At 66.8% G+C, this 22,779-nt stretch carries 25 protein-coding genes; 12 read left to right on the top strand and 13 right to left on the bottom strand.

Annotated features, from left to right (window positions below):
• The first annotated feature begins 158 nt into the window (after positions 1-158).
• Complete coding sequence (locus ACO2RJ_RS20110; protein WP_423269961.1) at positions 159-341, top strand: hypothetical protein; 183 nt, start codon at positions 159-161, stop codon at positions 339-341.
• 60 nt (positions 342-401) lie between these two features.
• Here ACO2RJ_RS20110 and ACO2RJ_RS20105 read toward each other — a convergent pair whose 3' ends face one another.
• Positions 402-1,328 (bottom strand): hydrogen peroxide-inducible genes activator, encoded by a 927-nt coding sequence (locus ACO2RJ_RS20105; RefSeq protein WP_423269960.1) that lies wholly within the window; start codon positions 1,326-1,328, stop codon positions 402-404.
• 150 nt (positions 1,329-1,478) lie between these two features.
• Between ACO2RJ_RS20105 and katG the strand changes: the two genes are divergently transcribed.
• Complete coding sequence (katG, locus tag ACO2RJ_RS20100) at positions 1,479-3,650, top strand: catalase/peroxidase HPI (protein WP_423269959.1); 2,172 nt, start codon at positions 1,479-1,481, stop codon at positions 3,648-3,650.
• A 232-nt stretch (positions 3,651-3,882) separates the two neighbouring features.
• Here katG and ACO2RJ_RS20095 read toward each other — a convergent pair whose 3' ends face one another.
• From ACO2RJ_RS20095 to ACO2RJ_RS20085, 3 genes are all read right to left on the bottom strand, one after another.
• A complete protein-coding gene (locus tag ACO2RJ_RS20095; protein ID WP_423269958.1) occupies positions 3,883-5,052 on the bottom strand; it encodes a YeeE/YedE family protein in 1,170 nt (389 codons plus the stop codon).
• A gap of 78 nt (positions 5,053-5,130) precedes the next feature.
• Positions 5,131-5,499 carry an ArsR/SmtB family transcription factor gene (locus ACO2RJ_RS20090; RefSeq protein WP_423269957.1) on the bottom strand — a complete coding sequence of 123 codons (369 nt, stop codon included), beginning with the start codon at positions 5,497-5,499 and terminating at the stop codon, positions 5,131-5,133.
• Positions 5,500-5,515: 16 nt separating this feature from the next.
• Positions 5,516-5,929: a thioredoxin fold domain-containing protein gene (locus ACO2RJ_RS20085; protein WP_423269956.1), complete on the bottom strand. Its 414-nt coding sequence runs from the start codon at positions 5,927-5,929 to the stop codon at positions 5,516-5,518.
• Between the two features lie 40 nt (positions 5,930-5,969).
• On the opposite strand from ACO2RJ_RS20085, the gene ACO2RJ_RS20080 reads away from it, so the two are divergent.
• Both ACO2RJ_RS20080 and ACO2RJ_RS20075 read left to right on the top strand, forming a co-directional pair.
• Positions 5,970-6,692 carry a cytochrome c biogenesis CcdA family protein gene (locus ACO2RJ_RS20080; RefSeq protein WP_423269955.1) on the top strand — a complete coding sequence of 241 codons (723 nt, stop codon included), beginning with the start codon at positions 5,970-5,972 and terminating at the stop codon, positions 6,690-6,692.
• A gap of 11 nt (positions 6,693-6,703) precedes the next feature.
• A complete protein-coding gene (locus ACO2RJ_RS20075) occupies positions 6,704-7,270 on the top strand; it encodes a thioredoxin family protein (protein WP_423269954.1) in 567 nt (188 codons plus the stop codon).
• Positions 7,271-7,293: 23 nt separating this feature from the next.
• Here ACO2RJ_RS20075 and soxX read toward each other — a convergent pair whose 3' ends face one another.
• Complete coding sequence (gene soxX / locus ACO2RJ_RS20070; RefSeq protein WP_423269953.1) at positions 7,294-7,908, bottom strand: sulfur oxidation c-type cytochrome SoxX; 615 nt, start codon at positions 7,906-7,908, stop codon at positions 7,294-7,296.
• A 17-nt stretch (positions 7,909-7,925) separates the two neighbouring features.
• Positions 7,926-8,780 (bottom strand): sulfur oxidation c-type cytochrome SoxA, encoded by an 855-nt coding sequence (gene soxA, locus ACO2RJ_RS20065; protein WP_423269952.1) that lies wholly within the window; start codon positions 8,778-8,780, stop codon positions 7,926-7,928.
• Between the two features lie 237 nt (positions 8,781-9,017).
• On the opposite strand from soxA, the gene soxY reads away from it, so the two are divergent.
• From soxY to ACO2RJ_RS20025, 8 genes are all read left to right on the top strand, one after another.
• Positions 9,018-9,482, top strand: a complete 465-nt coding sequence (gene soxY, locus ACO2RJ_RS20060) for a thiosulfate oxidation carrier protein SoxY (protein ID WP_423269951.1) — start codon at positions 9,018-9,020, stop codon at positions 9,480-9,482.
• 46 nt (positions 9,483-9,528) lie between these two features.
• The gene (gene soxZ / locus ACO2RJ_RS20055; protein ID WP_423269950.1) at positions 9,529-9,858 is read left to right on the top strand and encodes a thiosulfate oxidation carrier complex protein SoxZ; all 330 of its coding nucleotides are present in this window, start codon (positions 9,529-9,531) and stop codon (positions 9,856-9,858) included.
• Between the two features lie 92 nt (positions 9,859-9,950).
• Positions 9,951-11,645 (top strand): thiosulfohydrolase SoxB, encoded by a 1,695-nt coding sequence (gene soxB / locus ACO2RJ_RS20050; protein ID WP_423269949.1) that lies wholly within the window; start codon positions 9,951-9,953, stop codon positions 11,643-11,645.
• Positions 11,646-11,674: 29 nt separating this feature from the next.
• Complete coding sequence (soxC, locus tag ACO2RJ_RS20045; protein WP_423269948.1) at positions 11,675-12,940, top strand: sulfite dehydrogenase; 1,266 nt, start codon at positions 11,675-11,677, stop codon at positions 12,938-12,940.
• On the top strand, positions 12,924-13,598 hold the full coding sequence (locus ACO2RJ_RS20040; protein ID WP_423269947.1) for a c-type cytochrome: 675 nt from the start codon (positions 12,924-12,926) through the stop codon (positions 13,596-13,598). The genes soxC and ACO2RJ_RS20040 overlap by 17 nt, the downstream gene beginning before the upstream one ends.
• Before the next feature lie 79 nt (positions 13,599-13,677).
• Positions 13,678-13,929, top strand: a complete 252-nt coding sequence (locus tag ACO2RJ_RS20035) for a c-type cytochrome (RefSeq protein WP_423269946.1) — start codon at positions 13,678-13,680, stop codon at positions 13,927-13,929.
• Positions 13,930-13,937: 8 nt separating this feature from the next.
• Complete coding sequence (locus ACO2RJ_RS20030; protein WP_423269945.1) at positions 13,938-15,200, top strand: NAD(P)/FAD-dependent oxidoreductase; 1,263 nt, start codon at positions 13,938-13,940, stop codon at positions 15,198-15,200.
• A 26-nt stretch (positions 15,201-15,226) separates the two neighbouring features.
• On the top strand, positions 15,227-15,745 hold the full coding sequence (locus tag ACO2RJ_RS20025) for a DsrE family protein (RefSeq protein WP_423269944.1): 519 nt from the start codon (positions 15,227-15,229) through the stop codon (positions 15,743-15,745).
• 15 nt (positions 15,746-15,760) lie between these two features.
• Here ACO2RJ_RS20025 and cydB read toward each other — a convergent pair whose 3' ends face one another.
• The 7 genes from cydB to ACO2RJ_RS19990 all read right to left on the bottom strand — a co-directional run bounded on the left by cydB (position 15,761) and on the right by ACO2RJ_RS19990 (position 22,779).
• Positions 15,761-16,780 carry a cytochrome d ubiquinol oxidase subunit II gene (cydB, locus tag ACO2RJ_RS20020; RefSeq protein WP_423269943.1) on the bottom strand — a complete coding sequence of 340 codons (1,020 nt, stop codon included), beginning with the start codon at positions 16,778-16,780 and terminating at the stop codon, positions 15,761-15,763.
• A 3-nt stretch (positions 16,781-16,783) separates the two neighbouring features.
• Positions 16,784-18,175 carry a cytochrome ubiquinol oxidase subunit I gene (locus ACO2RJ_RS20015; protein WP_423269942.1) on the bottom strand — a complete coding sequence of 464 codons (1,392 nt, stop codon included), beginning with the start codon at positions 18,173-18,175 and terminating at the stop codon, positions 16,784-16,786.
• A gap of 327 nt (positions 18,176-18,502) precedes the next feature.
• Positions 18,503-19,291 (bottom strand): sulfite exporter TauE/SafE family protein, encoded by a 789-nt coding sequence (locus ACO2RJ_RS20010; protein ID WP_423269941.1) that lies wholly within the window; start codon positions 19,289-19,291, stop codon positions 18,503-18,505.
• 14 nt (positions 19,292-19,305) lie between these two features.
• Positions 19,306-20,991, bottom strand: a complete 1,686-nt coding sequence (locus tag ACO2RJ_RS20005; RefSeq protein WP_423269940.1) for a TIGR01244 family sulfur transferase — start codon at positions 20,989-20,991, stop codon at positions 19,306-19,308.
• 47 nt (positions 20,992-21,038) lie between these two features.
• Positions 21,039-21,905, bottom strand: coding sequence for an MBL fold metallo-hydrolase (locus ACO2RJ_RS20000; RefSeq protein WP_423269939.1), 867 nt, complete (start codon positions 21,903-21,905; stop codon positions 21,039-21,041).
• An 11-nt stretch (positions 21,906-21,916) separates the two neighbouring features.
• A complete protein-coding gene (locus ACO2RJ_RS19995) occupies positions 21,917-22,366 on the bottom strand; it encodes a DUF6691 family protein (protein WP_423269938.1) in 450 nt (149 codons plus the stop codon).
• On the bottom strand, positions 22,363-22,779 hold the full coding sequence (locus tag ACO2RJ_RS19990) for a YeeE/YedE family protein (RefSeq protein WP_423269966.1): 417 nt from the start codon (positions 22,777-22,779) through the stop codon (positions 22,363-22,365). The genes ACO2RJ_RS19995 and ACO2RJ_RS19990 overlap by 4 nt, the downstream gene beginning before the upstream one ends.

Here is a 22,779-nt window from a genome sequence, read left to right as displayed (position 1 = left end):
GAAGGGAGGCGCGGGAGGCGGATGACCGGGTCATGATGGCGAACCGACAACGGATGGATTCTCACGCTGGCCGAACTTGCTGAGGTTGTCCGGCGGTAGCGACTCCGCGGAAAGAACGGGCGACTGACGCGTTGAGCTTTCAGAACAGGAGACGCGACATGCAGGACACCGACCGGAAGCCGTCGGAGGCCGACGCCAAGCCCGATGCGGCGCCGACGCCGACAAGGACGCCCGAGCCCAGCGCCGCGCCGAACGTCGGCGGCGGCGAAAAGGCCTCGCAGGCGGACGCGCAGCCCGGCGACATCGAGGAACTTGATAAGGAGCGCGCCAATGGCGCATGACGACCCGCCCCTCGACCGAGACCGAGCCTCAACTTCGGCTCTGTCACCTCAGGCCACGTGCTAACGGGCGGCGCTTTTGCATAACTCACGCAGCCTCGTAGCCGAGATGCGGACCACTTCGCTAATTTGGATGAGCTGACTGGCCAGCGGACTCGTCCTGCGCCAGACCATGCCGATGGTTCGGGACGGTTGCCTCTTCGTGAAGCGCGCGATGGATACGGACGCCGAGCGCGTCTCCACCGCGACGGCCATCTCCGGGATCAAGGTGACGCCAAGTCCGGCCTCGACCATCTGGACCAGCGTGGAGAGGGAACTCGCGTCCAGCAGATCTCGCGGCTGCGCGGCGTGCGCATTCCTGTTGCAGAACGAGAGGGCCTGATCGCGGAAGCAATGCCCCTCCTCCAGGAGGAGCAATCGCATCTCGCGGAGAGCCTCGCGGCTTGGGACGGGTTTCCCTTCGTCCTTGCGCGGCCGGACCAGGACGAAATCCTCGGTGAACAGCGCCGTTTCGGTCAATGACGGTTCGGACACGGGCAAGGCGACGATCGCCATGTCGAGACGCCCCTCGTTCAACTCCTGAACGAGCTTCGGCGTCAGCGTCTCGCGCACATGGAGGTCGAGACCGTCATGCAGCCGGGTCAGGTCTGCGACGAGACTGGGCAGCAGATAGGGCGCGATGGTCGGGATCACGCCGATCCGCAGCCTCCCCATCAACCCGCCGCGGGAGGCGCGCGCATAGCCCTCCAGATCATCGAGCGATCGCAGGATGTTTCTGGTTCGCAGGGCGATCTCCTCGCCGAAGCTCGTCAGACGCACCTGGCGCCTGTTTCGTTCGAACAGCGCGGCTCCGAGCTCCTCCTCCAACGCCTTGATCTGCATCGACAAGGCCGGTTGCGTAATCGAGCAGGCCTCAGCCGCGCGCCCGAAATGGCCGTGCCGCGCCAGCGCCTCGAAGTAGCGGAACTGCTTGAACGTCACGTTTTTCATAAATTTCGCTTATCGTCACGATCAGGAAATAGGAATTAATATAATGAAACGGCTTTGGTAAGAGTTGTCTCGAGGACGAAATGGCCCGGGCCGGCGCCAGAATTCCGCTGGCCACGAAGCATGCCACGGCTCGACACGATGGAGGAAAACATGGACGCGAAGACCGAGGACAGCACGGGCAAATGCCCCGTAGCCCACGGCGGCCCAAGGCAGAACGCCGACTGGTGGCCGAACACGCTGCCCGTCGACCTCTTGAACCAGCACTCCGCCAAATCCGATCCGCTGGACCCGGCGTTCAATTATCGCGAAGCGTTCAAGAAGCTCGATTACGCGGCGCTGAAGAACGACCTGCGCAAATTGATGACCGACTCGCAGGACTGGTGGCCGGCCGATTTCGGCCATTACGGGCCGCTGTTCATCCGCATGTCCTGGCATTCGGCGGGCACCTACCGCCTCGCGGACGGCCGCGGCGGCGGCGGGCGCGGCCAGCAGCGCTTCGCCCCGCTCAACGCCTGGCCGGACAACGTCAACATCGACAAGGCGCGGCGTCTGTTGTGGCCGATCAAGCAGAAATACGGGCAGGCGATCTCCTGGGCCGACCTGCTGATCCTGACCGGCAACGTGGCGCTGGAGACCATGGGCTTCCGGACCTTCGGCTTCGCCGGCGGCCGCCCGGACACCTGGGAGCCGGACCGCGACGTCAACTGGGGCAACGAGACCGAGTGGCTGACCCACCGGACCATCGACAAGTTCGAGAAGGGGCTCGGCGCGACCGAGATGGGACTGATCTACGTCAATCCGCAGGGGCCTGACGGAAACGGCGATCCGATCTCCGCGGCCGAGTTCATCCGCGAGACGTTCAAGCGCATGGCGATGAACGACGAGGAGACCGTCGCTCTCATCGCCGGCGGCCACACCTTCGGGAAGACCCACGGCGCGGCGGCCGAGTCCTACAAGGGACCGGACCCGGAGGCCGCCGACATCGAGGACCAAGGCCTCGGCTGGACGTCGAGCTACGGCGCAGGCCATGGCGGCGACCAGATCGGCTCGGGCCTCGAGGTGACCTGGACGCAGACCCCGATCCAGTGGAGCAACTTCTTCTTCGAGAACCTGTTCAAGTTCGAATGGGTGCAGACGCGCAGCCCGGCCGGCGCCATCCAGTGGGAGGCCAAGGACGCGCCCGACATCATCCCGATGGCGCATGATCCGTCGAAGAAGATCAAGCCGACGATGCTGACGACCGACCTGTCGCTGCGCTTCGACCCGATCTACGAAAAGATCTCGCGCCGCTTTCTCGAGGACCCGCAGGCCTTTGCGGAAGCCTTCGCCCGCGCCTGGTTCAAGCTCACGCATCGCGACCTCGGTCCCCGCTCGCGCTATCTCGGCCCGGAAGCTCCGAAGGAAGTGCTGATCTGGCAGGATCCGATCCCAGCCGTCGATCATCCGCTGATCGACGAGGCGGACGCGGCCACCCTGAAAGCCAAGATCCTGGAGTCGGGCCTCACCGTCTCCGAGCTCGTCGGGACGGCCTGGGCTTCGGCCTCGACGTTCCGGGGCGGCGACAAACGCGGCGGCGCGAACGGGGCTCGCATTCGCCTGAGCCCCCAGAAGGACTGGGAGGTCAATCAGCCCGAGCAGCTCTCACGAGTGCTCGGCGTGCTGGAGGGCGTCCAGGCCGAGTTCAACGCGCATGCGAGCGGCGGCAAGAAGGTCTCGATGGCCGACCTCATCGTGCTCGGCGGCGCCGCCGGCGTCGAGAAGGCCGCGAAGGCCGCCGGCCACTCGGTGACCGTCCCGTTCACGCCCGGCCGCGGCGACGCCAAGCAGGAGGACACCGACGTCGACAGCTTCCAGTGGCTGGAGCCCGAGCTGGACGGCTTCCGCAACTATGAGACGGCCGGAACGAAACGCGCCGAGGTGGCCCTGATCGACAGGGCGCAGCTGCTGACGCTGACGGCGCCCGAAATGACGGTGTTGTTGGGCGGCCTGCGCGCGATCAACATCAATGTCGGCGGGTCCGCACACGGCATTCTCACCGACCGGCCGGGCGTGCTGACCAACGACTTCTTCGTCAACCTGCTCTCGATGAGCACGAAGTGGAAGGCGACCTCGGACGCGAAGGACGTGTTCGAGGGGATCGATCGCAAGACCGGCGAGAAGAAGTGGACCGGCACGCGCGCCGACCTCGTCTTCGGCTCGAATTCGGTGCTGCGGTCCTTGGCGGAGGTCTACGCCAGCTCGGACGCCGATGAGAAGTTCGTGAAGGACTTCGTGGGGGTCTGGACGAAGGTGATGAACCTCGACCGCTTCGACGTCGCCTGATCCTAGCGAATGCCCCGGCCACCGCTTCGCGGTGGCCGGAACGGCTATGTCGCTTTACGTTTCTTCGATCGGCGAACCTTTAGCAAAGCGATCTCCGGCAGCCTCTTCATGCCCAAGCGGATCGCCCGCGAGACCCGTCTGGCGGCTGAACGCGAGGTTGGCTCTGGCATAATCTCGGATACAGCCGACAGACGCAGATCAACGTGGCGGTCGGTACCGACCAAGCGCCTCGTCAAGGCTGGGCGTTGTGGGCCGTCGAGTCGACGCGACCTGACTTTCGATCCGCCTCGGACGTGTTCCGCGACCGAGCTGCTTCGGGCCCGGGCGAGCGCATCGACCGCAGCAGCTGAACGACGGAGCCCTCCATCAACACGGCGATGCCGAGGCGCGCGCCGAGCGCGATGCCCGTCAGCGCGAGAGGCCACGACAACGCCAGCATCGAGCCGGCGGTGAGGCCTTGGCCGATCGTGCAGCCGCCGCACATGACGCCGCCGACGCCCATCAGCAGCGCGCCGCCGAGATGGCGCTTCATCTCGCGAGGGTCGTCAAAGGCCTCCCAGCGAAACTCCCGCGCTCGTATCGCGGCGAGCGCCGCGCCGCCGGCCGCGCCGACAACCGAGCCCACGCCGAACTCGAGCAGCGTGTCCCGGTCGAAAAGCACGCCGAAAAGAGCGCGCGCCACGGGGGAGACGAAGGTGAGGCTCTGCGGCGCGATCGGCTGCACGAATTCATCGGCGAGCAGCCGCGTCGCCAGCCAGCCGGCGACGACGCCGAGGCCGAGCGCCACGCCGCCCAGGACGAGTCGCGGCGTTCGCCTCAGGCGCCTGTCGGTCACGGCCGGCAGAAGCAATCCGCCGGACAGCGCGATCGCGATCCAGATCCTCAGATCGACGCCGAGCGCCCCTTCGACCAGCCCTGGAATGTCGGCGCGACCCGGGGGCGGAGGGGCGAATGCGAACGTCTCGATGACGCCGATCCGGAATGGCGCCAGCACCCCGCGCAAGGTCGCATAAGCCGCAAGGCCAAAGATCAGGATGACCACAAGGCTCCGGAGATCGCCGCCGCCGAGCCGGACGAGCGAGCCGAACGCGCAGGTTCCGACCAACGCCATTCCGAAGCCGAACAGGACTCCGCCGACGGCGACGCCGAGCCATGGCACGGCGACGGACACATAGGTGGTCTGCGCCGGATCGAGCAGACCGGCGAGGACAAGGGCCTGCGTTCCGGCGATGGCGACCGCCGCGGCGAGGCCGAACACGCGCAAGCGCCGCGTATCCGCGCCGACGAAGGCGTCCTCGAGCGCGCCGAACGTGCAAAGCCGCGCTCGCCGGACAGCGAAGCCGACGAGACCGCCGATCGCAAGACCAGCGAATGCGAGCCACGACGGCCCGATGAACTCCATGCGCCCGGTCCTCCCGTCCATCGGCCGGCGCGAAGCTTTTCGCGCTTCTTGTCGCCGGCCAGGCGCGTCACGGCGATGTCAGGCCTTTTGGTCCTTCCCGCAGAAAATGTCGTAGATCACGGAGATGACGCGGCGAACGTCGTCGTTCGCGAGGCTGTAATAGATCGTCTTGCCGTCGCGACGCGTGGTGACGAGGTCCTCCAGTCTGAGCCTCGCGAGCTGCTGCGACACGCTCGCCTGGCGAAGCGACAGGATGTTCTCGAGCTCCGTCACCGACCGCTCGCGCTCCGCGAGAAGGCAGAGCAGCAGCAGCCGGCTTTCGTGCGACAGGGCCTTGAGGAAGTCGCTCGCGTCGCGCGCATTGCGCATAAGCGCGTCGAGCTCGGGCGAGACCTCCGGCCCGTCGCGAAGCTCGTTCTCGATCTCAGCCGATACGATTGCGGGCATGCGGCGAGATCCTGGATCAGTCCGGGTTCGACGACTTCGGAAGCCGGACGGTCAATTCGGCAAGCTCCGTCCAGAAAAAGTCCCTACCGGGATAGCCGGTCAGACGACCGATTTCCCGGCCGTCATTTACCAGAACGAAGGTTGGCGTGATCCGCACGTTGTTCGCAAGCGCGAAACCCGCCTTGTCCTGCGCGCGGATATCAATTCGACGCAGCGGCGCGAGCCGACCTTCGTCGGCGTTCCCGTAGCCCGGAGCGACCTCCGCCTCGAAGCGCTGGCACCAGACGCAGCCTGGCTGCTCGAACATCACCAGCTCAGCGGCGCGCACGGCGACGCTCGCGATCTGTGATCCGATCACAAATGCGGCCAGGACGAGGATACGACGAAACGGCATGTTGGATATATAATCGCATTCGAATATGAATTCCACTCCACTGTTCCGAGAGATTCGCCCGGTCTGGAGGCGTGGAATGGCGCTTGACGTAAGCCTCGCAGGCGCAGCGGCCGCGGGCGTTCTGTCCTTCGCCTCGCCCTGCGTGCTGCCGCTCACTCCCGCCTATCTCGGCTTCATCAGCGGGGCCGCCTCGCCTGATCAGATCGAGCGGCAGAGGTCCAAGGTCTTCGCGCTCGCTCTCGCCTTCGTCGCCGGATTCTCAACCGTGTTCGTCGCGCTCGGAGCGACCGCGTCGACGGTCGGCCAGCTGGCCGCCAACTACGCGCAACCTCTGACGATCGCGGCCGGGGTTCTGCTCGTGCTGTTCGGCCTGCATTTCCTGGATGTCGTGCGCATCCCGCTGCTCTACCGGCAGGCCGGCGTCGGCGTGGAGCGCAGACCGACCGGCCCGCTCGGCGCCTATGCGGTCGGGCTCGCCTTCGGCTTCGGGTGGACGCCCTGCGTCGGCCCGATCCTCGCCGCCATTCTGATGGTCGCGAGCGCGGAGCAGACGGCGTGGCGCGGGGCGGCCCTGCTCGCCGCCTATTCGGCCGGGATCGGCCTGCCGTTCCTGCTGGCCGCCGCCTTCATCGGCGCGTTCCTGCGCTGGTCGCGGGCGCTGAGGTCGCGGCTCGGCGTGATCGAGAAGATCTCGGGCGCGCTGCTCATCGTCACGGGGCTCGCCTTCATCGGCGGTTGGGTTCCGGCCGCGGCGGGCTGGCTGCTCGAGACCTTTCCGGCCCTGGCCGAGATCGGATGAGGAGGCGTGCGATGACGCGATCGAACGGACCGGATCGGCGTCTGTTCCTGGGTCTCGCGATCGCGACGCCGTTCGCGACGGCGACGGCAGCTCACGCAGCCCCCGTGCTCGGCGACGACGGCAACTATTCGCAGGACTGGTATCTCGAGAGCTTTCTCGATCTCGCGGACGACGCCCAGTCGGCGCATAAGAAGGGCAAGACCTTCGCCGTGCAATGGGGCATGCGGGGCTGCCCGGCCTGCAAGCGCCTGCACATGGCCTATTTCGCGAAGCCGGAGATCGAAGGCTTCGTGCGGGAACGGTTCGAGATCGTCCATCTCGACATGTTCGGATCGCGCGAGGTGACGGACGTCGACGGCGAGAGGCTGCGAGAGAAGGCGCTCGCCGCCAAGCGCGCGGTGCGGACGACGCCCACCTTCCAGTTCTTCGCCAATCGCGAGGGCGCGCTCGTGGAGGTCGCGCGCATGCCGGGCCTGCTCGCCGAGCCCGAGTTCCTCGCGATGTTCCGTTTCGTCTCGGAACGCGGCTATGTCGGCGGCTCGTTCGAGAACTGGCTGAAGGCGCGGCAGGCCGGCTGACCCGCCGCGCTTTTCGAGTCAGCTCACTTGTTCACCGGCGACGCCGGGTCGAGCAGATAAGCGGTCACGTCCTTCATCTGCGTCTCGGTCAGAACGTGGTTCGAGCCGAAGCGCGGCATGTTCGAGCAGGCCAAGACGGACTGGGCGTCGTAGATCTTGGCGTAGGTCGCCTTAGCGGCGTCGTCCGAGAACTTGAGCGCCCTCCCGTAGCCCTTCAGGCTCGGACCGAGCGTGCCGTAGCTCGTCTCCTTTGGATCGAGCTGGTGACAGGCGTAGCAATTGCCGCCGGCCTCGGTCCCCGCCGGATCGCTGAACTGAAAGCCGCGGCCGTTTTGCGCGACCTTCTCGCCGGCTTTCCAGTCGCCGAGCACCTTGCCGTCCGCTGGTAGTTTCACCTTGGCCTTCTCGGCCGCGATGATCTTGTCCGCCTGTTCCTCCGGCGGCTGGTTGCGGGTCTCGGTGCAGATCCGCTGCGCCTCGTCCTGCCTGAGGCGGTCGTCCCAGCCTTCCGGCAGGTTGGTGAAACTGGACGCCACGGTCTTCTCCACGCGCGCGGCGTCGACGGCGGGGGCGACGTCGGCCGCGAGCGCAGGCGTCGCGAGCAGCAGGGCGGAGAACACGAGAAACTTGGTCGTCATGGCTTGGCTCCCCGGGATCAGCGCTTGATCGAGGGCACTTTGAGCTCGCCCCCTTCAGCGTTCTTGTTGAGATAAAGGGTGACCGCCGTGACGGCTTCGGAGGCGTAGCCCGGCGCCGGCATGCGCATCTGGCGGTAGCAGTCCCACAGCCTGTGCTGCATCGTCCGCGTCGCGCTCTGCGAGACGCGATAGGTCGGCCAACTCCCCATCGAGGCCTGGGCCGACGGATTGGGGGTGTCGAACTGCGGCAGGTCGGTCGTGCGGATCCGCTTGTTCGCCGCGCCATGGCAGGTCGCGCAGGAGAAATCCATGACCGACGAGCGGCGGAAGAACAGGGCCTCGCCGATCCCGTAGAGCTCCTTCTCCTTCGGATGGGCGAGCGGCGGCTCGATCTTCATCCCGCTCGATTTGTTGGCGATGAAAGCGACGAGGTCCTCCATGTCGGATCCCCGGCCGGGACCCGAGAACGGCTTCGCCCGGATCGCCTTGGTGTCGAACGCCTGGATCTTCTCCATGCACCAGAGGAGACGCTGCTCGAGGTCCATGACCTGATCGGAATCCGCGAAGTAGCGGGGGAGCTTCGCGTAGGCTCCCTCGAGAACGCCCGGACCCTCGCCGAGATCGCAGGATTCGAGCGAGACGTTCTTGTCGCCCCGCGCCTCCGACCACAGCGCCTCGCCGCGGTCGACATTGAGGAAGCCGGGATTGGCCATCGGGTCGTCGATCATTTTCCGGTAGCGCTCGATCTCCGCGGCGCTGTTCGAGCTGCTGGCGCTCACGCCGTCCTGGGCCGACCCGGCCGCCGTCAGGCCCAGGGTCAGCGCGATCGCAGCGAGGCCCGCGAGGGCGCCGCCGATGGCCTTCGATCTCATGTTTCTTCCCCACTCATTTTCTTTTTGAAGACCGGCGGCATCCGACCGGCCAGGGAGTCCACCCGGACCGACCGCACCCTTCAGTGGGATCGTCGATCGGCCGATACGCGACTTTACATTCAAAAAACTCTATATCACAATATGTCCAAACCAGTCGATGGCGCATATGGCGTGCGACCGAGAAAAAGAACGCAATAACAGAGCTTTACGGCTTCGTAGAGCTTCAGGAGGAATCGCATGACGCTGTTCGAGCAGGCCCATTCCCGTCGGGAGGCGCTGCGGATCGCGGCGATCGCCGCCGCCGTCGTCGCCCTGACGCCGAGGCTCGCATTCGCGAAGCCGGAGGAGGTCAAGGCCGAGATGGACAAGCTCTACGGCGCCAAGGAGATGACGACGGGCAAGCTGAAGCTCGACATGCCGGAGATCGCCGAGAACGGCCTCGTGGTGCCGATCAACATCGAGGTCGAAAGCCCGATGACGGAGGCGGATTACGTGAAGTCCGTCAACGTCTTCGCCGAAGGCAACCCGTTCCCTCGTGTCCTGACCTATCGCTTCACGCCGGCCTGCGGCCGCGCCGGGGCCTCGTTGCGGATGCGTCTCGCCCAGACGCAGAACGTCATTGCGGTCGCCGAGACCTCGACTGGTCAGCTCTACATGGCGAAATCCGAGGTCAAGGTCACGATCGGCGGCTGCGGCGGCTGACCGCCGTCCGTCCGATCCCGAAAACCTGCAAGAAGAAAGCGATCAGATGGCGACCAAGGCTTCCGCCCGCGTCCGCGTTCCGCCGAAGGCGAAGAAGGACGAGATCATCGAAGTGAAGACGCTGATCTCCCACGAGATGGAGAGCGGCGTCCGCAAGGATGCGTCCGGCAAGATCGTGCCGCGCGACATCATCAACAAATTTACGGCGGCGTTCAACGGCGCGGTGGTGTTCGAGGCGGACTGGTTTCCTTCGATTTCGGCCAATCCGTACCAGGCCTTTTTCTTCAAGGCGAAAGAGTCCGGCGAGTTCACCTTCACATGGAAGGATGACAACGGCCAGGAAACGACCGCCAAGGCGAAGCTCGAAGTCGCCTGACGTCCGAAGCGCATCGCGACGCCTGACGACGCGCCCGGGATCCGCCGGACGCGATCGGGCGACCGCGTTCAGAGATGGAGAGGTCCTCTCTCGTGATATCCCGCCGAGAATTCGTCGTCGCCGCCGCAGCCGCGGCCTCCCTGGCCGCCGCTTCCGGCCGAAGCCTCGCCCAGGCTGCGTCGAGCGGAAAGCTGACGCAGGACGACCTCTTGCGCTTCGACGCCGTCGGCAAGGTGACGCTGCTTCACCTCACCGACACGCATGCGCAGCTCAATCCGATCTACTTCCGGGAGCCGTCGGTCAATCTCGGGGTTGGGGAAACCAAGGGCCTGCCGCCCCACGTCACCGGCGCGGCCTTTCTCGATAAGTTCAAGATCAAGCCGGACAGCCCGCAGGCCTACGCGCTTACGAGCGAGGATTTCGTCGCGCTCGCGAAGGCCTATGGCCGCATGGGCGGGTTCGACCGCATCGCGACCCTCGTCAAGGCGATCCGCGCCGAGCGTGGCGACGACAACGTCCTGCTGCTCGCCGGCGGGGACGAACTTCAGGGCAGCTGGACTTCGCTGAAGACCAAAGGCGAGGATGTGCTTTCGGCCCTCAAGGCGCTCAAGCTCGACGCCATGGTCGGCCATTGGGAGTTCACCTACGGCGCCGACCGCGTGAAGGAGATCGCCGACGCCGGCCCCTTCGCCTTTCTCGCCCAGAACATCCGCAGCGTCGAATGGCAGGAGGAGGTCTTTCCCGCCGCCAAGGTCTTCGAGCGCGGCGGCGCGAAGATCGCCGTGATCGGCCAGGCCTATCCGCGCACCCCGATCGCCAATCCGCGCTGGATGATCCCGGATTGGGAGTTCGGCCTGCGTGAGGACGATCTGCGCAAGCAGGTCGAGAGCGCCCGCTCGGGGGGCGCTGACGTGGTCGTCCTGCTCTCGCACAACGGCTTCGACGTCGACCGCAAGATGGCGGGCCGGGTGAAGGGGATCGACGTGATCCTGACCGCCCACACTCACGACGCCATTCCGACCGCGATCGAGGTCGACAAGACGCTCCTGATCGCCTCGGGCTCGCACGGCAAGTTCCTGTCGCGGCTCGACCTCGACGTAAGGGACGGCAAGGTCGCGGGCTATCGCTTCGGTCTCATCCCGGTGTTCTCCGACGCGATCACGCCGGACGCCGAGATGGCGAAGCTCGTGACCGACGCGCGCGCGCCATACGCCGCGGAGCTCGCGCGCGAGATCGGCCGGACGGAGAGCGTTCTCTATCGACGCGGCAACTTCAACGGCACGCTCGACGACGTCATCTGCCAAGCGATGATGGAGCAGCGCGACGTCGAGATCGCGCTCTCGCCCGCCTTCCGCTGGGGCACGAGCCTGCTTCCCGGCGACCCGATCACCTTCGAGGCGATCTCGAACGCGACCGCGGTCACCTACCCGAACTGCTACCGCTCGACCATGACGGGCAAGCAGTTCAAGGACGTGCTCGAGGACGTCGCCGACAACATCTTCAACCCCGACCCGTATTTCCAGGGCGGCGGCGACATGGTGCGCCTTGGCGGCGTCGGCTACGCGATCGACGTCGGCCAGCCGATCGGCAAGCGCATCTCCAATCTCACGCTGCTGAAATCCGGCGCGTCGATCGAGGCCGACAAATCCTACACGGTCGCGGGCTGGGCGAGCGTCAACCAGAACGTCGAGGGCCCGCCGATCTGGGAGCTGGTCGAGCGTCACGTCGCCGACCGGAAGACCATCAAGGTCGAGCCGACCGACGCCATCAAGGTCTCGGGCGCATGACCAGACATCCAAATCAGGACGCCAGCGCGATGAGCGACGTTGAAGCCTTCAGCCGCCGGCGCGTGCTCAACCTTGGTCTGGCCGGCGCGGGCGCGGCGGCGTTGGCCCCGACGCTCGCCTCGGCGCAGACGCCAGATCCGGCGATCGTCGAGCGGCAGGAATGGACGCAGTATCTCGGCGACGGCGTCAACGCCAAGCCCTACGGCGTCCCGTCCAAATTCGAGAAGGACGTGGTGCGGCGCGAGGTCGAGTGGCTGACCGCAAGCCGGCAGAGCTCGGTCTCGTTCACGCCGCTCCACGCGCTCGACGGCGTCATCACGCCGAACGGCCTGTGCTTCGTGCGGCACCACGGCGGCGAGGCCGAGATCGACCCGGCCAAGCACCGCTTCATGATCAACGGCATGGTGGACAGACCGCTCGTCTTCACGATGGAGGACGTCAAGCGCATGCCCGGCCGGGTCAACCGCGTCTACTTCCTGGAATGCGCGGCGAACAGCGGCATGGAGTGGCGCGGCTCGCAGCTCAACGGCTGCCAGTTCACCCACGGCATGATCCACAACGTCGTCTACACAGGCGTGCCGCTCAAGGCTTTCCTGAACGAGGCCGGCGTAAGCGCCAAAGGGAAGTGGGTGCTTGCGGAAGGCGCCGACGCCTCCGCCATGACGCGCTCGATCCCGCTCGAAAAGGCGATGGACGACTGTCTCGTCGCCTGGGCGATGAACGGCGAGGCGCTGCGGCCCGAGCAAGGCTACCCGCTCCGGCTCGTCGTGCCCGGCTGGGAAGGCAACATGTGGATCAAATGGCTGCGCCGCGTCGAAATCGGCGACCAGCCCTGGGCGCAGCGCGAGGAGACGTCGAAATACACCGACCTGCTCGCGGACGGCCGCTCCCGCCAGCACACGTTTCTGATGGACGCCAAGTCCGTGGTCACCAATCCGAGCCCGCAGGCGCCGCTGACGTCAAAGGGGCCGAACGTCCTGTCGGGCGTCGCGTGGTCCGGACGCGGCGCGATCAAGCGCGTCGACGTCTCGATGGACGGCGGCAAGAACTGGCGGACGGCGCGGATCGAGGGTCCGACCTTCCCGCGCGCGATGGCGCGGTTCTATGTGGACTTCGACTGGAACGGACAGGAGCTCCTGCTGCAGTCGCGCGCGATGGACGACAGCGGCTACGTGCAGCCGACCAAGAACGAGCTCCGGACGTTCCGCGGGACGAACTCGATCTACCACAACAACGGCATCCAGACCTGGCTGGTGCGTCCGGACGGGAGCGCGGAAAATGTCGAAGTCAGCTAAAGCGGTCGCGTTTCTGGCGCTTGCCGCCGCATTTCCCGGCGTGGTCTTCGCGGGGGAGAGGGTCGGCCTCGGACGCCCTGCCCTGCCCGAGGAGGTCAAGGCCTGGGACATCGACGTGCGTCCCGACGGCCAGGGGCTCCCGGAGGGCAAGGGCTCGGTCAGCGACGGCGAAGCTTTGTTCCAGACCAAGTGCTCGAGCTGTCATGGCGAATTCGGCGAAGGCGCCGGCCGATGGCCGGTGCTGGCCGGCGGCAAGGACAGCCTGACGTCCGACCGGCCGGAGAAGACGATCGGATCCTTCTGGCCGTACACCTCGACGGTCTACGACTACATTCACCGCGCCATGCCCTTCGGCGACGCCCAATCGCTCAAGCCCGACGAGGTCTATGCGCTCACCGCGTACCTGATGAATTTGAACGATCTCGTGCCCGGCGATTTCGTGCTCTCCAAGGACAACTTCCCCAAGGATCTGCCGAACCAAAAGAACTTCTACGACGACGATCGCGAGACGACCGAGAAGGCGTTCTGGAACAAGGATCCTTGCATGTCGAACTGCAAGGAGAAGGTCGAGGTCACGGGTCATGCGGCTATCCTTGACGTCACGCCCGACGACCAGAAGGGCGACAAGGACGAGAAGCCGGGCGCGGGGGTCGAGTGACCGCCGCGTGTGGAGCGCCGCCGTCTGGACTGCGGCGCTCGTCCTCTTCTGCGGGCCGTCCCCCGCTCAGGAGCCGACTGTGTCCGTCTCGCAGACGGCCGTGCTGGCGGCGCGATGCGCGGCCTGCCACGAGCCCGGCGTGACGCGCGACGGCGTCCCGTCGATTGCCGGGCGTCCGGCGCGCGAGATCGCGGACAAGCTGAGCGCCTATCGGGCCGCCGGACCGAAGCGGGACGTGATGACGACGCGCGCCTCCCGTCTCAGCGACGCCGACATCGACGCGCTGGCCCGCTATTACGCCGCGCTTCCTCCCGTCCGGCGCCCGGACTGATGGCCGCTATGCAACCCGGTCGAAGAGGCTTCCTGGCCGGCCTCTCGGCGATGCTCGTGTCCGCATCGGCGGCGCGCGGAGCGAACCGGGGGCGTCTTGTGGTCGTGGGCGGCGGCGTCGGTGGGGCTACGGCGGCGCGCTACGCGTCGATCTGGGGCAAGGGAGCGCTCGACATTGCGCTGGTCGAAGCCGCCGCGAGCTACACGACCTGCTTCTTCTCCAATCTCTATCTCGGCGGTCTGAAGCCATTCGAGTCGCTCGTCCACGGCTACGACGCGCTGGCGAGACGCCCCGGACTCAGGATCGCGCGCGCGGCCGTCGAGCGTATCGACCGCGAACGGAAGCTCGTGGCGCTTTCGGACGGAACGTCCCTGCCCTACGACCGGCTCATCCTGTCGCCCGGGATCGACCTCGATTACGCCTCGACGCCAGGCTACTCGGAGGCGGCGGCCGAGATCATGCCGCACGCCTGGAAAGCGGGGCCTCAGACGAAGCTCCTGAAGTCGAAGCTCGACGCCGTGCCCGACGGCGGCCTGATCGTCATGATCGCGCCGCCCAATCCCTATCGATGCCCGCCCGGGCCCTATGAGCGCGTCTCCATGATGGCGCACGCGCTGCGCGCCGCCGGCAAGCCGAGGGCGCGCATCATCGTCCTCGATCCGAAGGACAAGTTCTCGAAGATGGCGCTGTTCCAGGAGGGCTGGGACCGGCGCTATCCGCGCGTCGTGGAATGGCAGGACCCCTCGATCCATGGCGGGATCAAGGGCGTCGATCCCTCGGCCATGACCGTGACCACCGAGTTCGAAGAGCGCCGCGCGGACCTCGTCAACGTCATCCCGGCGCAGCGGGCGGGCCGGATCGCCCGTGATGCGGGGCTCGTGAACGCGACCGGCTACTGCCCGATCGAGCCGTCGAGCATGCGGTCCACGCTCGACCCTTCCGTCTTCGTGGTCGGCGACGCCTCGATCGCCGGCGACATGCCGAAGTCCGGCTTCGCCGCGAACAGCCAGGCGAAGGTGGCGGCGCTGGCGGCGCTCGCGGATCTCGCCGGCGCTCCGAGCGTCCCGGCGCATTACGAGAGCACCTGCTGGAGCCTGATCGCGCCGACCGACTGCGTGAAGGTCGACGGCGTCTACGAGGCGCGCGGCGACACGATCAAAGAGGTCGCCGGCTTCGTCTCCGACACGGGCGAGCCCGACGATATCCGGCGGCGCAACGTCGCCGAAGCCGACGCCTGGTACGACGCGATGATCGCGGACGTCTTCGGGTGAGAACATAACCGCAAAGGGAGAGCGCGATGACCAGGGAGATCAGCAGGAGAGCCATGATGGCCGGAGCGGCGCTGGGCGGCGCGGCCGCGGCGACCGGGCGCGCGATCGCGGCTCCTGTTCATCTCGGGCTCGACGACATCGAGAAGGAGGGCGAGGTCGCCGCCCTCTACCACTGCGATTTCGGCGACGTCGCCCGCTTCGATCAGACCCTCAACAACATCTCGAACCACTACTCCGCCTACAACGGCGATCCCTTCGCTCTTCAGATCGCGCTCGTCGCACATGGCGGCGGCATCAAGTTCTTCCTCGACAATCTGGAGGGCACGCAATGGGACGGCGAGACGCTGCCGCCGGAGCTGTTCGAGCGAGCGAGTTCGCTTTCGAAGAACGGGCTGAAGGTTCATCTCTGTGAGATCACCTTCAAACGCAACGGGCTCGACCCGTCCCGCGCGCGGACCGCGGACTTCATCTCCTTCGTGCCGTCCGGCGTCGCGACGGTCGCGGCCCTCCAGACCAAGGGCTTCGCCTATGTGAAGGTGGGGTGACGGCGGCCTCTCTCCTCAGTGATAGCCCTCGCCCGCGCGCACCTTCCCGCGGAAGATCCAGTACACGAAGGCCGTGTAGCCCAGGATGATCGGGAACAGCACGATCACGCCGGCCCCCATGAAGATCTGCGACGCGGGAGCGGCCGCGGCGTCCCAGAACGTGACGTGCGGCGGCACGAGGTAGGGGTAGGTCGAGATCGCGAGGCCGAGGAAGCCGAGCAGGAACAGGGCGATGGAGCCGAAGAACGGTCCGATCTCGCGGCCGGCGTCGAGGCCGCGCCACACGAGCCAGGCGACGCCCGCCGCCAGCAGCGGGATCGGCGCCAGGAGGAAGAGGTTCGGCAGGCTGAACCACCGCTCCCAGATCCGGTCGATCGCGAGCGGGGTCCAGAGACTGACCACTCCCATCGCGATCATGACGGCGACGAGCAACGGACCGGCCTGTCTGCGCGAGCGGGCCGCGACCTCGCCGTCGGTCTTCATGTTCAGCCAGGTCGCTCCGAGCAAGGCGTAACCGAGAACGACGCCGACGCCGCACAGCAGGCTGAAAGGGGTCAGCCAATCAAGCGCGCCGCCGACGAACTGGGCGCCCCGCCCCGGCTGATCGGCGACGTTCACGCCCTGCACAAGGGCGCCGAGGATCAGGCCCTGACAGAAGGCGGCGACGATCGAGCCGCCCGCGAAGGTGACGTTCCAGACCCCCTTGCTGGGCTTCGCCACCCAACGGAATTCGAACGAGACGCCGCGGAAGATGAGCGCGAGCAGCATGACGATCACCGGCAGATAGACCGCCGGCATCACGACCGCATAGGCCTTCGGAAAGGCGACCCACAGGCCGCCGCCGCCGAGCACCAGCCAGGTCTCATTGCCGTCCCAGAACGGCGCGACCGTGTTCATCATCTGGTCGCGCTCGTGCTCGTCTTTGGCGAACGGGAACAGGATCCCAATGCCCAGGTCGAAGCCGTCGAGCACGACGTACATCGCGACCGCGGCCCCGATGATCCAGGCCCAGACGAGCGGCAGATACCATTCCATCGGTCAGACCCCTGCCGGCTCGAGCGCGTCCTCGGCCGCGGACAGCGGACGGCCCGGCGCGCCGTGCTTCGGCTGCGCGATCACCGCCGGCGTCGGGCCTTTGTTGATCAGCCGGTTGATGTAGTAGACGCCGACCGAGAACACCGCCGTGTAGACGATCACGAACAGCGCGAGCGAGATGGCGAGGCTCGTGGCCGAAACCGGCGAGAGCGCGTCAGCGGTTCGCAGCACCCCGGCCGCGATCCACGGCTGACGGCCCTGCTCGGTGACGATCCAGCCCGACAGGATCGCCACAAAGCCGAGCGGCCAGAGGAGGCTCGCGCCGCGCTGGAACCAGCGCGCGTCCCAGATCTCGTCGCGCCACCACAGCCACGCTCCGACGATCCCGGTCGCGATGAACAGCAGCCCGATCGCCACCATGATGCGGAAGCCGAAATAGGGTCCGATCAGGGGCGGGCGGTCCTGGGGCGCGAAGTCCTTCAGGCCCTTGATGCGGCCGTCCCAGTCGTGCGTCAGGATCAGCCCGGAGAGCCGCGGGATCGCGAGTTCATAGTCGTTGCGTTCAGCCTCGCTGTTGGGGATCGCGAACAGCGAGAGAGCGACGGGCTCCGCGCCGTCCCAGTGTCCCTCCATGGCCGCGACTTTCGCGGGCTGGTGCTCGAGCGTGTTGAGCCCGTGGAGGTCGCCGATGAAGGCCTGTAGCGGCGCGACCACGAAGATCATGCCGACGGCCATCTTCACCATCGTGCGCGCCTCCTCGCCGAACTTGCCCTGCAGCAGGTACCGGCAGCCGACCGAAAGCACCACGACGGCGGTCGTCAGATACGCGGCGGTCATCATGTGCGCGAAGCGGTAGGGGAAGGACGGATTGAAGATGATCTTCAGCCAGTCGAGCGGATAGGCGATCCCGTCGCGCATCTCGAAGCCGGCGGGCGTGTGCATCCAGCTGTTGGCCGAGAGGATCCAGAAGCCGGAGATCGCGGTGCCGATCGCCACGATGCAGGCGGCGGTGACGTGCAGCCACGACGGGACGCGCGTCCAGCCGAACAGCATGATCCCGAGGAAGGTCGCCTCGAGGAAGAAGGCGGTCAGCACCTCGTAGCCGATCAGCGGGCCGATGACGTTGCCGACGACCTCCGAAAACCGGCTCCAGTTGGTGCCGAACTGGTAGGACAGCACGATCCCGGACACGACGCCCATCGCGAATGAGACCGCGAAGATCTTGGTCCAGAACCGGGCGAGCGTGTGGAAGCGGTCCGCGCCGGTCTGCTTCCACAACAGCAGCAGCGTCGCGACATAGGCCGAGATGCCGATCGAGAACGCCGGGAACACGATGTGGAACGACACCGTGAAGGCGAACTGGATACGGGCGAGGATCGCGGCGTCGAGTTCCATGTCGTCTCCTCTGGTTGGGTCCAGCGTCGCCGAAGGCTGCGCCCGTTATCCGCGCTCATCAACAGTCAGCCCGCGTCCGATTCCCAGGCGTCGATCGGAGCCGACGGCGCGGCGCCGCGCGAACGCGGTCGCGGGGTGAGCGGGCGCGGCCCATTTCGGTGGTGCAAACTGGCGTGAAGTCAGCCGGGTGAGAAGAGAAAATCGTCCAGGCGCCGCGCGCCCGGTCGTGGAGCCGGATCGGACCCAAACTCGTGTCGGCCTCGACGTTGGAGCCGTATCGCCCAGTGTCAAAGACAACTTTGCTCTCTCTCGACAGATTTCTGAGCGTCAGGACGCCCAAGCGCCTGCGCTCTTGATGAGCATGTATGTCGCGACCACAAAGATCAGCGCGGCGAAGGCGCCGTTGAGGGCGCCCTTCTTCTCCGCAAGCCTGCACGCGACGGCCGCGCCGAGCGCGCCCCCGGCGACCCCGCCTGCCACGAAGATCAATGCGAGCGGCCAGTCGACAAAGCCGGAGACGGCGTAGTTCAGCGCCGTCGTCAGGCCGAACGCGGCGACGGCGACGAGCGAGGAGCCGATCGCCATCAGCATCGGCATCCCCGTCGACGCCACGAGACCGGGCACGATCAGGAAGCCGCCGCCGATGCCGAAGAAGCCCGAAAAGGCGCCGGTCGCGGCGCCGAAGCCGAGCACCTTCGGCGCCTTCTCAAGCGTGCACTCTGCGTCCGTGTCTTCGCGCCGGCCACGGTTCATCAGCATCAGCGCGCCGACGCCGAGCATGAGCAGCGCGAACAGGAACAGCAGCTTCTGCCCGTCGATCGCCTTGCCGATCGTCGATCCCGCCAGGGCTCCGGCGACCCCGGCGACGCTGAACATGGCCGCGCAGCGCCACTTGACGTTGCCTTTGCGGGCATGGGCGAAAAGGCCCGTCCCCGCATTGGCGGCGACCGCGAAGGCGCTGGTGCCGATCGCCATGTGGGCGTTCGGCACGCCTACGAGATAGACCATCAGCGGCACGGCGAGGATCGACCCGCCGCCGCCGAACAGGCCGAGCGTCAGTCCGACCAGGACGCCAGACAAAGCGCCGAGAGCGTATTGGGCTAGATCGAGCGCCACGGAGCTTTTTTCATTTACTCGGCCGCCTCGAGCGCCTTGTGCTCAGGCTTCGCCATCGGCTCGCGGCCCCTCAGCATCGCCTTCCAGTAGACGCCCGGAAGCACGCGCTCCTTGAGGATCCAGGCGGCCTTCGACGGCTTCAGGTCGTCGATGAACCATTTGGGGAAGCTCGGGATGCGCTTCCCCCCATAGCCGAACTCGGCAAGGATCACCTTGCCGCGCTCGACCGTCAGCGGACAGGAGCCGTAGCCGTCATAGACCGCCGCACGGGGCTCTTCGAGCTCTCCCATATCTCGCAGCAGGTTCTCGGCCACGACCGGCGCCATCTTGCGGGCGGCGGCCGCGGTTTTGGCGTTCGCGGTGCCGCTGGCGTCGCCGAGGCCATAGACGTCAGGATATCTGACGTGTCGCAGGGTCTCCGGGTCGAGGTCGAGCCACCCGGCCTCATTGGCGAGCGACGAGGACTTGACGATGTCCGGCGGGGACTGCGGCGGAGTCACATGGATCATGTCGAAGGCGCGTTCGACGATCTCGCTCGCGCCGTCCTTGCCCGCGACCTTGAACCAGGCGCGCTTCGCCGGGCCGTCGATGCGAATGAGGTTGTGGCCGAAGGATAGCTGAATCCCGTATTTGTTCACGTACTCCATGAGCGGCGGCACGTAGTCCGCGACGCCGAAGAGCACGGGACCAGCGTTCAGGAATTCGACCTTTGCGCCGCTCAGGACGCCTTGGCGCATCCACTGATCGCAGGACAGATACATCGCCTTTTGGGGCGCGCCGGCGCATTTGATCGGCATCGGCGGCTGGGTGAACAGCGCCGTTCCGCCGCGGAAGTTCTTCACGAGCTCCCATGTGTAGGGCGCGAGATCGTAGCGGTAGTTGGACGTGACGCCGTTCTTTCCGAGCGTCTCCTTGAGGCCCTCGACGCCTCCCCAGTTCAGTTTGAGCCCTGGCGCGACGACCAGCTTCTTGTAGATGATCGGCCGACAGCCCTCGAGGATGACGGCCTTGTTCTCCGGGTCGAAACCGGCGACCGCGCCCTTGATCCAGCGCACGCCCCGCGGAATGAGCGAGGCCATCTCCTTGCGCGTGTCGCCGGCCTGGAAGACGCCGCCGCCAACCAACGTCCAGCCCGGCTGGTAGTAGTGAACCTCGGCCGGCTCGACGATTGCGATGTCGAGCCCTGATTTTCGGGCCAACATGCTGGCGGCGACCGCGATGCCGCCTGCGCCGCCGCCGACGATCACCACGTCGTGGCGCTCCGCGGAGCGATCGACCGGAACGCCGCCGGTTTCGATCCGCTTGGCGACGCCGGACAGATCATAGCCGGCCGCGCTCGCCCTTTGCAGAATCTCGTTCGTCGAGCGCGTCCTGGCCTGCGACAGGGCCCACAGCGTCGCCGTGCGCGTTCCGGACCGGCAGAATCCGAGCGTCGGCGCCGGCAGCGTCGCCAACAGGGCTCCGAAGGCGGCGACGTCGTCGTCGCTGACCTTGCCGGTCTCGATCGGCAGATACCTCGCTTCGAGGCCGGCTCGCTTCGCCGCCGCCTCGATCTCCGCGAATGTCGGCTGGTCGGCGCCTTCCCCGTCGGGCCGGTTGACGATGATCGACCGGAACCCGGCGGTCTTTGCCTCGGCGATCTCGGGAACGGCGAGCTGCGCGCTCACCGACAGATCGTCGGTCAATCTCTTCGCCTGCATTGGAAGTCTCCTTTGAACCGGCCGGCTTGACGCCGGTCTCGCCGCCGTCAGAGGCCGTTGATCGGGACCTTGAGGTAGCGCTTGCCGTCGCTCTCGGGCTTCGGCAGTTCGCCGGCCTTCATGTTCACCTGCAGCGAGGGGATGATGAGCTTCGGCACCGCGAGCGTCGCATCACGGGCGGTGCGCATCGCCACGAACTCGTCTTCGGTCACGCCTTCGCGGACGTGGATGTTGTGGGCGAGCTCTTCGGCGACGGTGGTCTCGTTCCTGATTTCTCGACCGTTCGGGCCGTAGTCGTGGCACATGAACAGTCGGGTCTCCGGCGGCAGCGCGAGCACCTTCTGGATCGAATGGAACAGCGTGCGGGCGTCGCCGCCGGGAAAGTCGGCGCGCGCAGTCCCGCTGTCGGGCATGAACAGGGTGTCGCCCACGAAGGCCGCGTCGCCGATCACGTAAGTGAGGCATGCGGGCGTATGGCCGGGCGTGTGCATCACCCGGCCGTCGAGGTCGCCGATCGCGAACGTGTCGCCGTCTTCGAACAGGCGGTCGAACTGCGAGCCGTCGCGCTGGAACTCGCTGCCTTCGTTGAAGACCTTGCCGAAGGTCTCCTGGACGACGCGGATGTTCGCGCCGATCGCGATCTGGCCCCCGACCGCCTGCTGGATGTAGGGAGCGGCCGAGAGGTGATCCGCGTGGACATGGGTCTCGAGCAGCCATTCGACCGTCAGGCCGCGACCCCGGACGTGATCGATGATCGCGTCGGCGGACTGGTGGCTGACGCGGCCCGACGCATAGTCGAAGTCGAGCACGCTATCGACGATGGCGCAGGACGAGCTGTCGGGATCCTTGACCACGTAGGAAAACGTGTTGGTCGGGGGATCGAAGAACGTCGTGACGTCCGGATGGCCGCTCATGAGTGTCTCCTTTATCCGAGAACAGCGCGGTCGCGACGGACCCGGCGCGTGACGTTCCAATCATGGATCGCCATGCCGGCGAGCATCGCGACGAGAAATGCGAGAGTCGCGGGGACCCCGAGCGTGATCGACGCGACGGCCGGCCCGGGGCACAGGCCCGCCATGCCCCAGCCCACGCCGAAGATCGCGGCGCCCCCGAGCAATTTGCCGTCGATCTCGCGGGTCTGCGGCAGGTGGAAGCTCTCGTCGAAAGCCGGCCTCGGCAGGCGCCGCGAGAGCCACGCGCCGATCGAAGCGGTCGCGACCGCGCCGCCCAGCACGAAGGCGAGGCTCGGGTCCCAGGCGCCGAAGACGTCGAGGAAGCCGAGGACGCGCGCCGGGTCGAGCATGCCCGAAAGCGCGAGTCCGAAGCCGAAGACGAGGCCGCTCAGCCCCGCGGCGACGACGCGGAGGCCGCTCATGACGCGCCCGCCAGCCGCATGACGGCGACCGTCGCGATCGCCGTCCCGAGGAACACGGCGACGGCCGCGATCGAGCGCGGGGACAGACGGGCGAGTCCGACGACGCCGTGCCCGCTCGTGCAGCCCGAGCCGAGGCGCGTCCCATAGCCGACAAGAAGCCCCGCAAGGACCAGGACCGGAAGAGACGCCTCGACGCGGATGTCCGGAAAGCCGCCAAAAGCCACGCGGTAAAGCAGCGGACCCAACACCAGGCCGGCCACGAAGGCGAGGTTCGCGAGGCGCGGCGTCCCCGCCCGCCAGACGCCGCTGAGGATGCCGCTCACGCCCGCGACGCGGCCGTTGAGCAGCATCAGCAGCGTCGCCGAAAGCCCGATCGCGGCGCCGCCGAGAAGCGACGGCCAGTAGATCGCCAT

This window comes from Hansschlegelia sp. KR7-227 (assembly GCF_049446035.1).
In the GTDB taxonomy this organism is placed as follows: domain Bacteria; phylum Pseudomonadota; class Alphaproteobacteria; order Rhizobiales; family Methylopilaceae; genus Methylopila.
The sequence above is the reverse complement of the archived record's forward strand: the minus strand, read 5'-3'. Positions and strand labels throughout refer to the sequence as shown.